This is a genomic window from Halomonas sp. KM072 (assembly GCF_050710315.1).
GTDB lineage: Bacteria > Pseudomonadota > Gammaproteobacteria > Pseudomonadales > Halomonadaceae > Vreelandella > Vreelandella hamiltonii.
On sequence record NZ_CP136132.1, the window covers coordinates 3116464 to 3129221 of the forward strand.

12 protein-coding genes are annotated in these 12758 nt (G+C 58.8%); 9 read left to right on the plus strand and 3 right to left on the minus strand.

The window, feature by feature from the left end:
* The first annotated feature begins 68 nt into the window (after positions 1–68).
* The 5 genes from RVM26_RS14720 (at position 69) to RVM26_RS14740 (ending at position 4809) form a co-directional block, all read left to right on the plus strand.
* Positions 69–1094, plus strand: coding sequence for an amino acid ABC transporter substrate-binding protein (locus tag RVM26_RS14720; RefSeq protein ID WP_427774787.1), 1026 nt, complete (start codon positions 69–71; stop codon positions 1092–1094).
* A 98-nt stretch (positions 1095–1192) separates the two neighbouring features.
* Positions 1193–2383 (plus strand): amino acid ABC transporter permease, encoded by a 1191-nt coding sequence (locus RVM26_RS14725; RefSeq protein WP_427774785.1) that lies wholly within the window; start codon positions 1193–1195, stop codon positions 2381–2383.
* 21 nt (positions 2384–2404) lie between these two features.
* The gene (locus RVM26_RS14730; protein WP_498939439.1) at positions 2405–3505 is read left to right on the plus strand and encodes an amino acid ABC transporter permease; all 1101 of its coding nucleotides are present in this window, start codon (positions 2405–2407) and stop codon (positions 3503–3505) included.
* 86 nt (positions 3506–3591) lie between these two features.
* Positions 3592–4320, plus strand: coding sequence for an amino acid ABC transporter ATP-binding protein (locus RVM26_RS14735; RefSeq protein ID WP_498941774.1), 729 nt, complete (start codon positions 3592–3594; stop codon positions 4318–4320).
* A 96-nt stretch (positions 4321–4416) separates the two neighbouring features.
* Positions 4417–4809, plus strand: coding sequence for a RidA family protein (locus RVM26_RS14740; RefSeq protein ID WP_039178691.1), 393 nt, complete (start codon positions 4417–4419; stop codon positions 4807–4809).
* On the opposite strand, the gene RVM26_RS14745 is transcribed toward RVM26_RS14740, so the two are convergent.
* Positions 4806–5399: a histidine phosphatase family protein gene (locus RVM26_RS14745; protein WP_498939441.1), complete on the minus strand. Its 594-nt coding sequence runs from the start codon at positions 5397–5399 to the stop codon at positions 4806–4808. The two genes, RVM26_RS14740 and RVM26_RS14745, sit on opposite strands and share 4 nt — an antisense overlap.
* Before the next feature lie 80 nt (positions 5400–5479).
* Between RVM26_RS14745 and RVM26_RS14750 the strand changes: the two genes are divergently transcribed.
* The 3 genes from RVM26_RS14750 to RVM26_RS14760 all read left to right on the plus strand — a co-directional run bounded on the left by RVM26_RS14750 (position 5480) and on the right by RVM26_RS14760 (position 10151).
* Positions 5480–5911, plus strand: coding sequence for a host attachment protein (locus tag RVM26_RS14750; protein WP_498939442.1), 432 nt, complete (start codon positions 5480–5482; stop codon positions 5909–5911).
* Between the two features lie 119 nt (positions 5912–6030).
* Entirely contained in the window at positions 6031–7899 is a 1869-nt protein-coding gene (locus RVM26_RS14755; protein ID WP_287804847.1) for a methyl-accepting chemotaxis protein, read from the plus strand.
* A 146-nt stretch (positions 7900–8045) separates the two neighbouring features.
* The gene (locus tag RVM26_RS14760; protein WP_498939444.1) at positions 8046–10151 is read left to right on the plus strand and encodes a methyl-accepting chemotaxis protein; all 2106 of its coding nucleotides are present in this window, start codon (positions 8046–8048) and stop codon (positions 10149–10151) included.
* Between the two features lie 3 nt (positions 10152–10154).
* On the opposite strand, the gene RVM26_RS14765 is transcribed toward RVM26_RS14760, so the two are convergent.
* Positions 10155–11081, minus strand: a complete 927-nt coding sequence (locus tag RVM26_RS14765; protein ID WP_058579768.1) for a LysR family transcriptional regulator — start codon at positions 11079–11081, stop codon at positions 10155–10157.
* A gap of 193 nt (positions 11082–11274) precedes the next feature.
* Between RVM26_RS14765 and RVM26_RS14770 the strand changes: the two genes are divergently transcribed.
* Positions 11275–12051 (plus strand): ferredoxin--NADP reductase, encoded by a 777-nt coding sequence (locus RVM26_RS14770; protein ID WP_287804852.1) that lies wholly within the window; start codon positions 11275–11277, stop codon positions 12049–12051.
* A gap of 150 nt (positions 12052–12201) precedes the next feature.
* Here RVM26_RS14770 and glnK read toward each other — a convergent pair whose 3' ends face one another.
* On the minus strand, positions 12202–12540 hold the full coding sequence (glnK, locus tag RVM26_RS14775) for a P-II family nitrogen regulator (protein WP_009098335.1): 339 nt from the start codon (positions 12538–12540) through the stop codon (positions 12202–12204).
* Positions 12541–12758 lie beyond the last annotated feature (218 nt).

Consider the following 12758-nt stretch of genomic DNA (forward strand, 5'->3'; position numbering starts at 1 on the left):
CTTCCTTGCTAGCTTTTAGGCATGCATCGACATGCATAACGACACTAAATCGAGGAAGGGGAACACACATGGTTAACAAAAAACACCTGGTACTGCTTGCCTCTGCGGGTGCAATTACGCTGGCCGGTATCGCTACCGCGCAAGCGAACACATTAGAAGAAACGCGCTCTCGCGGTGCCGTACAGTGTGGCGTTAGTGATGGCTTGCCAGGTTTTTCCGCGCCGGACGATAGCGGCGAATGGCAAGGTCTCGATGTTGACGTATGCCGTGCCGTGGCCGCCGCCGTACTGGGCGATGCGGACGCCGTTAACTACATTTCCCTGAACGCCGTTGAGCGTTTCACCGCGCTGCAGTCCGGCGAAGTGGATGTCCTTTCTCGTAACACCACCTGGACGACCACCCGTGACACCACGCTAGGCCTAAACTTCACCGGGGTGACCTTCTACGACGGCCAAGGTTTCTTGGTGTCTCGTGACCTGGGTATTTCCAGTGCTTCGGAGCTGGATGGCGCGGCAATTTGTATTCAATCAGGCACCACTACCGAGCTGAACCTGGCGGACTACTTCCGTGCCAACGGCATGGAGTTCGACCCCATCGTTTTCGATACCTCCGAGCAAACGGTAGGCGGCTTCCAGGCTGGCCGCTGTGACGTACTAACCTCTGACACCTCTCAGCTGGCCGCACTGCGCATCCAACTGGACGACCCCGCTTCTGCAATGATTCTGCCCGACGTCATCTCCAAGGAGCCGCTGGGCCCCGTGGTACGTCAGGGTGACGACCTGTGGTTCAACATCGTCAAGTGGTCTCTGTTCGCCATGATCAACGGTGAAGAGTACGGCGTGACCAGCGAGAACGCTGAAGAGATGCTCAGCTCTGAGAACCCGGACGTAGCTCGTCTACTCGGCCAGGACGGCAACTATGGTGAAGGCATGGGTCTTGAAGCCGACTGGGCTTACAACATCCTGAGCCAAGTAGGTAACTACGGTGAAAGCTTCGAACGTAACGTCGGCATGGATTCACCGCTGGAAATCGAACGGGGCGTCAACGCTCTGTGGAACCAGGGCGGCTTCCAGTACGCACCGCCGATTCGCTAAGCGTCTCGCTTGACCCCGGCCCGCCGGCCCTTGCCATCAACACTCAAGGGTATCGGCGGGCCATTTGATTGACCTTCCGTGTAGCGGAGACGCCATCCATGTCCGTAAGACCTAACGCTCGCCCCGTTGGCCAAAAGCCACCGTTCTGGCGAGACCGCGCAAAGCGTGCGCTGATCTTTCAGTTTTTACTCATTGCTGCCGTTATTGCGTTTCTGTTCTATACCGTCGGTAATGTTCAAGACAACCTATCCTCTCGCGGGATCACTACCGGGTTCGGTTTTCTTAACAACACCGCAGGCTTCGGGATCGTTCAGAGTCTGATCGACTACTCCTCCCAAAGCACCTATGGCCGCACCTTCTTCGTGGGCCTGCTGAATACGCTGCTGGTGGGTGGGTTGGGCGTTATTGCCGCCACCATCATTGGCTTTATCGTCGGTATCGCTCGTCTATCGCCCAACTGGCTGATCGCCAAGCTAGCCGCCGCGTATATCGAAACCTTTCGTAACATTCCGCTGCTGCTGCAGATTTTCTTTTGGTACTTTGCCGTGCTGCGGGCGCTCCCCAGCGCTCGAGAAAGCCTTGCGTTCGGCGAGGCCGTGTTTCTTAACGTACGCGGGCTTTATCTACCTGAGCCGCTATTCGAATCGGGCTTTGGGCTGATTCCCGTGACCTTTGTGATCGCCATTGTGGCCAGCATTGCGCTGGTGATTTGGGCGAAGCGCCGCCAGGAAGGCACGGGGCAGCGAATTCCTGCCTACTGGATCTCCTTGGCGCTGATTTTTGGCTTGCCGCTGTTGGTTATGTTGGTGACTGGCGTGCCCGTCACTTGGGAAATGCCCGAACTGCGTGGCTTTAACTTCCGCGGCGGTATTACGGTGATTCCCGAGTTCCTGGCGCTATGGTTTGCACTATCGATCTACACCGCCTCGTTCATCGCCGAGATCGTGCGCTCAGGCATACAGGCCATTTCTCATGGCCAAACCGAAGCGGCACAGGCCCTGAGTCTGCCGCGCAACCTGGTGCTGCGCCTCGTCATCATTCCTCAAGCGTTGCGGGTCATTATTCCCCCGCTGACCAGCCAGTACCTCAACCTGATCAAGAACTCGTCGCTGGCCACCGCCATTGGCTATCCGGACCTCGTGTCGGTGTTTGCGGGCACCACGCTGAACCAGACAGGCCAAGCCATCGAGGTCATTGCGATGACTATGGCGGTGTATCTGACCATCAGTCTGCTGGTCTCCATGTTCATGAACTGGTTCAACGCCCGTGTGGCGCTGGTTGAACGCTAGGCCGTTGGCGAGGACATTCCCATGATTCACAACCGAACGATGATCGAGCCAAAGCCGGCGCCCAGCAGTTCCGTGGGCCCTGTGGCATGGCTACGCAGCAACCTGTTCAACGGCCCGATCAACACGATCTTTACTCTGATCGGCCTGTATATTCTCTACCTGCTCGTGGTTCCCACGGTGCAATGGGCGTTTATCAACGCCGACTGGGTAGGCACCTCCCGCGAAGACTGCTCCCGGGAAGGCGCCTGCTGGGTGTTCATCAACGCACGCTTCACCCAGTTCATCTACGGCTTGTACCCGCGCTCGGAAATCTGGCGTGCCAATATCGTCTTTGCCGGGTTCTTCACCCTGATTGCCTGGCTGGCGATTCCACGCCTGCCCTTCAAGCGCTGGGTGGCCGTGTTTGCGCTGGTCGGCTTCCCCGTGATCGCCTACGTGCTGCTGCATGGCGGCTATTTCGACCTGCCGCGTGTGCCGACCCATCGCTGGGGCGGCCTGATGCTGACCCTGCTGCTGGCCACCGTGGGCATGGTAGGCGCGCTGCCGATCGGTATCGTGCTGGCCCTGGGGCGGCGTTCGAACATGCCCATCGTCAAGAGCTTCTGCGTCATCTTTATCGAGTTCTGGCGTGGCGTGCCGCTGATCACGGTGCTGTTCATGGCCTCGGTGATGCTGCCGCTGTTCATGCCTACCGGGGTCAGCGTGGACCGTCTGGTACGCGCCCTGATCGGCCTGACGCTGTTCCAGAGCGCCTACATGGCCGAAGTCATTCGCGGTGGTTTGCAGGCCATTCCCAAAGGGCAGGAAGAAGCCGCCGCGGCCCTCGGCATGACCTACTGGAAGCGCATGGGTCTGATCGTACTGCCTCAGGCTCTGAAAATGATGATTCCTGGTATCGTGAACACGTTCATTTCGTTGTTCAAAGACACTACCCTGGTCATGATCATCGGGCTATTCGATCTGCTGGGGATCGTGCAAGCGGCACTGGCCGACTCGCGCTGGTTAGGCTTCTCGTTGGAAGGTTACGTGTTTGCCGCCTTCATGTTCTGGATCTTCTGTTTCAGCATGTCGCGCTACAGTCAGTACCTAGAACGCAAGCTGCATACCGGCCACAGGCGTTAACGCCGCTTTTATCAACGATTTTTTAGCAGGATAGTGACATGACACAAGCAGCTTCCCATAACCCTGGCACCGGTACTTCGGATCTGATGGTCGAAATGCGCGGCGTCAACAAGTGGTACGGCGATTTCCACGTACTTCGCGATATCTACTTGGAAGTGAAACGCGGCGAGCGGATCGTCATTTGCGGGCCTTCTGGCTCGGGCAAATCCACCATGATCCGCTGCATCAACCACCTGGAAGAGCATCAGAAAGGCGAGATTGTGGTAGGCGGCGTACCGCTCACCCAAGACGTCAAGCGCATCGAGCAAGTTCGCCGTAGCGTCGGCATGGTGTTCCAGCACTTCAACCTGTTCCCTCACCTCACGGTGCTGGAGAACTGCTGTATCGCCCCTATGTGGGTACAGAAAAAGCCGCGCAAAGAAGCCGAAGAGCAGGCCATGCGCTACCTGCAGCGGGTACGCATCGCCGAACAGGCGAAGAAATATCCCGGCCAGCTTTCCGGTGGTCAGCAGCAGCGGGTCGCCATTGCCCGCTCGCTGTGCATGCACCCGGACGTCATGCTGTTCGATGAGCCCACCTCGGCCCTTGACCCGGAAATGATCAAGGAAGTACTGGACGTCATGATCGAACTGGCCGAAGAGGGCATGACCATGCTCTGCGTGACCCACGAGATGGGCTTCGCCAAGACCGTGGCCGACCGCGTGATCTTCATGGACCAGGGGCAGATCATCGAAGAGAACGCGCCTGAGCCGTTCTTCAACAACCCGCAGTCCGAGCGCACCCAGCTCTTCCTGAGCCAGATTCTGGGGCATTGATTCGACTGCCAGCACGTCAAATGCGTAACGTGGGCCTCTGCTGAGGCCCATTTTCATGGCCCTTCTGAATACCCCACATCACACCAGAGAGTCATCATGGAAAAACTGTTCATCGACCGCGCCCCACAGCCCATTGCCCCGTTCTCTCACGCCTGCCGCGTGGGCGACCTGGTGTTCATCACCGGCCAGATGCCGACCGTGCCGGAAACCAACGAAATGCTGCTAGGCACCTTTACCGAACAAACCCACCGAGTCATGCAGAACCTGGCCATCGTCCTGGAAGAGGTAGGCAGCAGCTTCGAGTACGTGGTGCAGTCACGGGTTTTCATTACCAACATGGGCCACTTCGATGAAGTGAACCAGGTCTACGCCAGCTACTTCGAGAAACCGCTCCCCACCCGTACCTGCATCGGCGTCACCGGCCTGGCAGGCGGTGCCGACGTGGAAGTCGACATGATTGCCTGGATTCCCCCCAAGGAAGGCGCCTAACCGCCTACCAGCGTGATGCTGGCCGGGGCCAGCGCGAGCTGCTCACGGTGCTGGGTCAATGGCTTGCCTGCCAGCGCCGTGAGCAGGATCTGCAGCGGGTCGCCATGGCTCACCACCAGCACCGTTTCCCCTTGCCAGCGCTGCTCCAGTGCTTCCAGCGTTGCGCACATGCGCGCTGCCACGCTGGTGAGCGGCTCTACCTGCCACTGCCGATGCGCGGCACTCTGGGCATCCTGCGCCCATACCTCGGGGTAATGGCTATCTGCCTGGCCTTCCAGCTCGCCAAAATGGCGCTCTCGCAAGCGCTCGTCGATGGCCATGCCCAACCCGAAGGCGCTGGCCACTCGGGCGGCGGTTCGAGTCGTGCGTAAAAAGTCCGAATGCACCACCTGGGTGGGCACCGGCCAACGCCAGTCCACCAGTGCATCGTCCAACTGCCGTTCGCCTTCGGGCGACAATCCATAGGCGTCTATTCCGCGCTCGGGGGTGCTGATGATTCGCCCCTGCGCGTTGGCCTGGCTGTGGCCATGGCGCATGAGTAAATAGCGATTTCGCCAATGATAATTTGTGCGCAGTAAGTCCATTGTCATCTCTCAAAAACCGTATTTGACCAAACACCGAACGATTGCCATGGTTAAAGGGTAATCAACGACATGGAGGACGTACGACGATGACCACCTATATCGTGGTAGCTGACGCCGCCCGCGCACGTATTTTTACCCGTGACGCGCTCAATCTCGCCGAGCAAGAGAGCTTGGTACACGCAGCCGGCAGGCTGCATGAAGGTGACTTGATCACTGACCGCCGCGGGGCTGATGTCCATGAATCAACGTCAACGTCGTCGCGCTCATCTGGCGAAGAGGGGGCTGCCTCTCAGCATGAGAACGAGCTGTTTGCTAAAGAGGTCGCCCAACGCCTGTATAGCGCCCGCGTGAGTAACAGCCTGGAAAAACTGATTATCGTCGCGCCGCCCAAGTTTTTAGGGCTACTGCGAGAAAAGCTTGATCACCCTACCCAAAAGCTTGTGACGCACACGCTCTCAAAAGATCTTAGCAAGGCGTCGATGGCAGATATTCAAAGCGCCGTGAGTGATCTGCGCTAATCAAATCAACACTTTCTTACTCTTTTATTAAAGGAATGGTGGCTCTCGCCGATAGCTAACGTCGAACTCTAGTGTACGTGGCACCCGCGTACTAATTCCAAACGACGTTGAGAGCGACCATGTTTTCATCTCTGCGAGCCCGCATACTGCTAGCCGCACTCACTGCCACCACCCTTGCCTTGATCGTCAACGGTGTTGCCAGCTACTACACAGTCCAGCAGCACAATACCCAACAGGTAGCCCACAACCTAGACGCTGTAGTACGTGGTAACAGTAGCGCCCTACATGAGTGGATGGCATCCCGTAGCACCATGCTGAACGGCATGGAGGAAGCTATCTCCAGCAATGACCCACGTATTGCCTTGCGTCAGTTGACCACCTCTGGCGATTTTATGGCAACCTACCTGAGCTTGGCTGATAGCGGAGAGACCATTTTTTTCAACGGCTGGGAGCCACCCGCCGATTTTGACCCACGAGAGCGACCTTGGTACCAAGCCGCCGCTGCCGCGCAGGATACTATTGTCACCGCGCCGTATGTCGATGCCCAAAGCGGCGACTTAGTGGTGACCTTTGCCCGCCCGTTTTACCAAAATAACCAACTTCAGGCGGTAGTAGGTGCTGACGTCAATATTCGCGATATGATCGCGATCGTGCAAGACATCTCGCCTACTCCTTCAAGTTTTGGCTTTCTGACTACCGGCGATGGATCGCTAATCGCCCATCCCAACAGCGAGCTAGCGCTAGAGCCCACCACTGTTTTAAGCGATGAATTAAACGCCGCCTATATCGAGCAACTTGCTAACACCAAGCAGCCACAGCAGATGCAGTTAGAAGGAAGCAGTAAATTACTGCTGAGCCGCCCAATAGGCGGCAATAGCGACTGGCAGCTTGTGGTAGCACTGGATGAAGCGGAGGCCACCGCAGGACTACGCGCCATTGCCACCACATCTATTGTTACCCTATTGATCGTTGCAGCCATTACCGCTGTGGTATTTGGGCTGCTGCTGTCGCTATTGTTGCGCCGCCTGCTGGGGGTGCGCAACGCGATGGATAACATCGCCTCCGGCGAGGGCGACCTCACCCAGCGCCTGCCAGAAGAAGGCAACGACGAAGTCACTCAAATCGCTAGCGCCTTTAACCGCTTTGTTAACAAAATGGAGCGCGTCTTAATCGATGTGCGCACCAGCAGCGAATCGGTGCACCACGCCGCTAACGAGATTGCCATGGGCGGCCAAGACCTCTCCCGCCGTACCGACAACGCGGCGTCTAGCCTGCAGCAAACCTCCGCATCGGTAGAGCAAATCACCAGCACCGTGCAGCATACGGCGGCCTCAGCACAGGAAGCCAACAAGCTCTCCCACGCGGCCACCGAAGTCGCGAAAGAGGGCGGTCAGATGGTGTCGAACGTGGTCACCACCATGGAAGATATTTCCGACGCCTCCAACAAGATTGGCGAGATCGTCACGCTGATGAACAGCATTGCCTTCCAGACCAACCTGCTGGCGCTCAACGCCTCGGTAGAAGCAGCGCGGGCTGGCGAGCATGGCCGAGGCTTTGCCGTGGTAGCGGATGAGGTGCGCAAACTGGCGGGCCGCAGCAGCGACGCTGCCAACGATATCCAGAAGCTGATTGAAGATTCACAAACCAAGGTGAATAACGGCACCTCGTTGGTACGCAATGCGGGTAGCACGATGAAGGATATCGTGGACCACATCACCCGCGTAACCGACGTACTGGAAGAGATCAACGCTGCAACCAGCGAGCAAAGCGATGGCATCAAACAGGTCAATATTGCGGTGGCAGAACTAGACCGCATGACCCAAGAGAACGCCGCAATGGTCGAAGAGTCCACCACCGCCGCCGAGCAGTTGAAAGAGCAGGCGGATCGCCTGACCGGCACGATCAGCAGTTTCAAACTCTCTAACGCGGCATCACCCGCACTGCAAGCGCCGCAGGATCGCTTACCGCGCACGTCAGAGACCTTCTAAACGTCTCGTCTGCCACTCCTCCATGGCCGCCGCAGCGCTCGCGGTGGCGGCCATGTCATGCGTTAACCATGAATCTTTGTTCTACTGGTTCAAGGATGGCACTCGATACGCTCTTCCGCCTCTTGCTAAAACAGGACCGCCCCTCTATGCACTTTCGCTCCCTTCGCTCTCTCGTTTTGGCGTTGGCAGGCCCTTGCCTGCTCGCTGTGGTTGCCGCGCTGGTGGTGTATAACCTAATCGCGGCCGCCCGCACCCAAGAAACCGTTGAACAGCACACCCAAACGCTCATGCAGAGCGCACTGGACGCGCGGCTCGATGCCATTGCAGAGGCAGAGGGTGAGCGGATTCAACGCGAGCTGGACAAGGCCATGACCCTGGCCAGCCAGCTCGCCACCACCAACGCCCTCATGGGCGTGGAAGATGCCGAAGGCCAGCGCGCGCTCTACCTGAGCCGCCGTCAGCTTTCCAACTTGGTACGGCAGACAGTTGCCGACAACCCCGCGCTGCTGGATGCGTTCATCGGCTGGGAGCCCAATGCCTTTGGGGACGACGCCCGCTTTGCTGGCGACGAGCGCTACGGCCACGATGGCAGTGGCCGCTTCATGCCCTGGTGGTACCGCACTGGGGATGGCTCGCTCGAGGTCTTACCACTAGGCGACACCATGGAGAGCGAAACCCGCCTCGCCAGCGGCGTGCGTGAAGGAGAGTATTACCTCTGCCCGCGCGAAACGCTCGCCCCCTGTGTGATCGACCCCGCCGCCTACGATTACGACGGCGAAACACAGCTGGTCACTTCGTTCAACGCACCGATTTTGGTGAACGGCGAATTTCGCGGCGTAGCCGGGGTCGACCTCTCGCTGAACTTCATTCAAACGCTGCTGCGCGACGCCAACGCCGCGCTGTATGACGGCGCAGGCCGTATGGCGTTGGTCGCCGGGCGCGGCGGCTTGGTGGCGGACACCAACGGCGAAGAGGCTCTGGGCCTGCCTGCCAGCAACGCGCTGAGCGACACGGCGCTTGACGGCATTGCCGAAGCCACGTCACAAGGCAGCCTCTACAGCAGCATGACTAACGGCATGTTTCAGCGCTATCAGCCACTGACCATTGGCGATACGGAGCAGCCGTGGATACTAGTGCTACAGCTGCCCGAGTCCGTCGTGCTCGCCGAACTCAACGCGCTGCAGAACGTTTTGAGCGATCAGCGCCAGCAAAACACCCTAGGGATGACGCTAGTGGGGCTGCTGCTGGCGGCCATCGGCATCGCCGCTCTGTGGTGGATTGGTGGGCGTATTGCGCGTCCGCTCAAACGCTTAGCGAACAGAATGGAAGAGATCGCCTCGGGACACGGCGATCTCACTCAGCGCCTGCCTGTGCATGGCCGAGATGAGAGCGCCGCTGTGGCCGAGCAGTTCAACGCCTTTGCCGAAAAAATTCAGGCCATTCTGCTGGACGTACGGCGCAGCAGCGAGGCCGTGAACCACGCGGCCAACGAGATCACCCAAGGCGGCCATGACCTGTCACGGCGTACCGAGCAAGCCGCTGCTAGCCTGCAAGAAACCTCGGCAGCGATGGAAGAGATCAGCAGCACCGTCAGCCACACCACCCACGCCTCCCAAGAAGCCAGCGGGCTGTCCAACACCGCCTCGCAGCTGGCTTCCCATACCGACACGGCGTTTGTTCAGGTGGTCTCGACTATGGACGACATCCGCGCGACCTCGTCAGAGATTCAGAGCATCGTTAGCGTGATCGACGGCATTGCCTTCCAAACCAACCTGCTAGCACTCAACGCCTCAGTAGAAGCAGCGCGGGCTGGCGAACACGGGCGCGGCTTTGCCGTGGTGGCCGATGAAGTACGCAAGCTCGCCTCGCGCAGCAGCGACGCCGCCAAGGACATTCGCCAGCGCATTGATGCGTCTGCCGACAAGGTCGAAAGCGGCACGCAAATGGTACGCGACGCCGAAGCCGCCATGCACGAGCTGGCCGATAGCGTGACGCGCGTCACCCAAATGCTCGGCGATATCAGTACGGCAGCCAGTGAGCAGAACGACGGCATCAACCAAGTCAGCGTCGCGGTGACCGACCTGGATCAGATGACCCAGCAAAACGCCGCCCTGGTGCAAGAGTCCACCACCGCTGCAGAGCAGCTCAAAGACCAAGCGGACAAGCTGGCCGCGCTAGTGGGTGGCTTTACGCTAGAGGCGTCGCAGCACCAAGCTAAGGCGCTGCCAAGCCCTGAAAAGGCCAAGGTGTAACCGCTAGGGAATCGGCGGCAGCGGAATATCGTCACTGCGCTTGGCCCCGGCGGTCATTTCGCGGCAGAGCCTTAAAAACTCCCGCACGCCGGTGGTCAGGTACTTGTGGCGATGCCAGATAAAGGTGAACTGGCGCTTTAGATCCAACTCCGGCGTGGGCAGCGGCACCAGGCTACCCCGCCGGAAGGCATCGCGCAGCGCCAGCCGCGAAACGCAGCCAATGCCAAGGCCCGACTCCACCGCGCGTTTAATGCCCTCGGTATGTTCCAGTTCCAATAGCGTATTGAACCGGCTGCGACGGTGGCGGGCAGCATGCTCCAGCGTCATACGCGTACCGGAGCCCTCCTCGCGCATGATCCAATCTTCCCGCAGCAGCTGATCCAGCTCCAGATGCTCTCGCCCTGCCAACGGGTGGCGAGGCGAGCAGAACACGCACAGCTCATCCTCGACCCAGGGCTGGCTGATGATCATATCGTCATCGCACTGCCCTTCGATCAGCCCCAGGTCCAGCGAATGCTGGCGCACCCCCTCGATGATATGCCGCGTATTGCGCACCGCCAGCCGCACGCGACTGCCGGGGTAACGCTGCATGAAATCACTGATCAACAGGGTGGCCAGATAGTTGCCGATGGTCAGGGTGGCACCTACGTCCAGAGCCCCTACCCCCTGCTGGCCGCGCAGCAGCTCCTCCACTTCTTCGGCTCGGTCCAGCAGCGCCACAGCCTTGGGGAGCAGCTGGAACCCCAGCGCGTTGAGTTTCAGCCGTTTGCCAATGCGGTCCAATAGCTGGCAGTCGAACTGGCGTTCCAGCTCGGCCAGCGCCGTACTGGTCGCCGACTGGGACATGGCCAGCGCCCTCGCCGCCTGGGAAACGCTTTCGTGCTGGGCAACGGCGACGAAGACTTCCAACTGGCGCAACGTGTAATGCATGACCAGGCCCCTCCAGAAAAAGTGCTGCTCAACGAATGCTATATCGATTTTAAAGATATACGTTATCAAGATAATTTGCTTAACAGATATATCACCCTTTATCTAGAATGAGCGCATCCTATAAAGCTATTTTTTATTCTTTTTTAGAATATGGCGAGCAAGGCTTAGGCCACGCAGCCACAGAGGAGTCAGCATGAGCAAGTTTGCCCTGGAAGAAGTGCTAAGCGTTCACCACTGGAACGACACGCTGTTCAGCTTCCGCACGACACGTGAGCGCAGCCTGCGCTTCAAGAACGGCCAATTCGTGATGATCGGCCTGGAAGTGGCGGGCAAACCCCTGATGCGTGCCTACTCCATCGCCAGCCCCAACTACGAAGATCATCTCGAGTTCTTCAGTATCAAGGTGCCGGATGGCCCGCTGACCTCACGCTTGCAGCACCTGAAGGTGGGCGACCAGATCATGGTCAGCCGCAAGCCGACCGGTACGCTGGTATGCGACGACCTGCTGCCCGGACGCAATCTCTATATGCTCTCCACCGGCACGGGCCTGGCGCCGTTTATGAGCCTGATCCAGGACCCGGAAGTCTACGAGCGCTTTGAAAAAGTGGTGCTGGTACATGGCGTGCGTGAAGTCTCCGAGCTGGCCTACGCCGACTTCATCACCAAGGAGCTGCCCGCCCACGAGTACCTGGGTGAAGAAGTCGCCGAAAAGCTGGTGTACTACCCCACGGTCACCCGTGAAGAGTTCCACACCATGGGCCGCCTGACCGACCACATTCGCAGCGGCAAGCTGTTTGCCGACACTGGCCTGCCGCCCATCGACCCGCGTCAGGACCGCGCCATGATCTGCGGTAGCCCCGCCATGCTGGACGACACCAGCGCACTGCTCGATGAGCTGGGGCTGAACATCTCCCCGCGTATGGGCGAGCCGGGCGACTACGTCATCGAACGCGCCTTCGTAGAGAAGTAAGCCTCGTTCGAAGGGTGAAAGGTGAAGGATGAATAGAAAATCGTAGCCCGTGTCATCGTCGCCTTATGCATTAAGCCCCTGTGGATATTATCCACAGGGGCTTTGTCGATTCAGCGCGACTCACTGTTCACGCCTTACCATTCACCGTGGTTAGACAGCGTCTTTGCCGGTTTCGCCGGTACGGATACGAATCACCTGCTCCAACGGCATCACGAAGATCTTGCCATCGCCGATCTTGCCCGTATTGGCCACCTGGGTGATCGCATCGATGACCTGCTCGGCCATATCGTCGTCCACGGCCACTTCCAGCTTCACCTTGGGCAGGAAATCCACCACGTATTCCGCCCCACGATACAGCTCTGTGTGGCCTTTCTGGCGACCAAAGCCTTTCACTTCCGTCACCGTAATACCCTGCACGCCGATATCGGAAAGCGACTCACGTACGTCATCAAGCTTGAACGGCTTGATAATGGCTGAGATTAATTTCATGACCACATCCTCTGGTTATGCAACGGTTGTCTTGACCGGAAACACGGCGGCGCGATGTCGATACCCCTCACGCCCATTGCACCTAGCATACACCCGCCAGCCCAGAGAATAAAAAGCCCTTGTGCCTGGCACGTACATGCGGGCAAGCCTGACCCGTTCCCTACGGCAAAAGGCCTCCCACGAGGGAGGCCTTGAGTAGCAGTGCCGCTTGCGATGGC

What these genes read in the sequence shown, in the direction of transcription:
- RVM26_RS14720 (WP_427774787.1), top strand. Translation starts at nt 69, where the DNA reads ATGGTTAACAAAAAACACCTGGTACTGCTTGCCTCTGCGGGTGCAATT.
- RVM26_RS14725 (WP_427774785.1), top strand. Translation starts at nt 1,193, where the DNA reads ATGTCCGTAAGACCTAACGCTCGCCCCGTTGGCCAAAAGCCACCGTTC.
- RVM26_RS14730 (WP_498939439.1), top strand. Translation starts at nt 2,405, where the DNA reads ATGATTCACAACCGAACGATGATCGAGCCAAAGCCGGCGCCCAGCAGT.
- RVM26_RS14735 (WP_498941774.1), top strand. Translation starts at nt 3,592, where the DNA reads ATGGTCGAAATGCGCGGCGTCAACAAGTGGTACGGCGATTTCCACGTA.
- RVM26_RS14740 (WP_039178691.1), top strand. Translation starts at nt 4,417, where the DNA reads ATGGAAAAACTGTTCATCGACCGCGCCCCACAGCCCATTGCCCCGTTC.
- RVM26_RS14745 (WP_498939441.1), bottom strand. Translation starts at nt 5,399, where the DNA reads ATGACAATGGACTTACTGCGCACAAATTATCATTGGCGAAATCGCTAT.
- RVM26_RS14750 (WP_498939442.1), top strand. Translation starts at nt 5,480, where the DNA reads ATGACCACCTATATCGTGGTAGCTGACGCCGCCCGCGCACGTATTTTT.
- RVM26_RS14755 (WP_287804847.1), top strand. Translation starts at nt 6,031, where the DNA reads ATGTTTTCATCTCTGCGAGCCCGCATACTGCTAGCCGCACTCACTGCC.
- RVM26_RS14760 (WP_498939444.1), top strand. Translation starts at nt 8,046, where the DNA reads ATGCACTTTCGCTCCCTTCGCTCTCTCGTTTTGGCGTTGGCAGGCCCT.
- RVM26_RS14765 (WP_058579768.1), bottom strand. Translation starts at nt 11,081, where the DNA reads ATGCATTACACGTTGCGCCAGTTGGAAGTCTTCGTCGCCGTTGCCCAG.
- RVM26_RS14770 (WP_287804852.1), top strand. Translation starts at nt 11,275, where the DNA reads ATGAGCAAGTTTGCCCTGGAAGAAGTGCTAAGCGTTCACCACTGGAAC.
- glnK (WP_009098335.1), bottom strand. Translation starts at nt 12,540, where the DNA reads ATGAAATTAATCTCAGCCATTATCAAGCCGTTCAAGCTTGATGACGTA.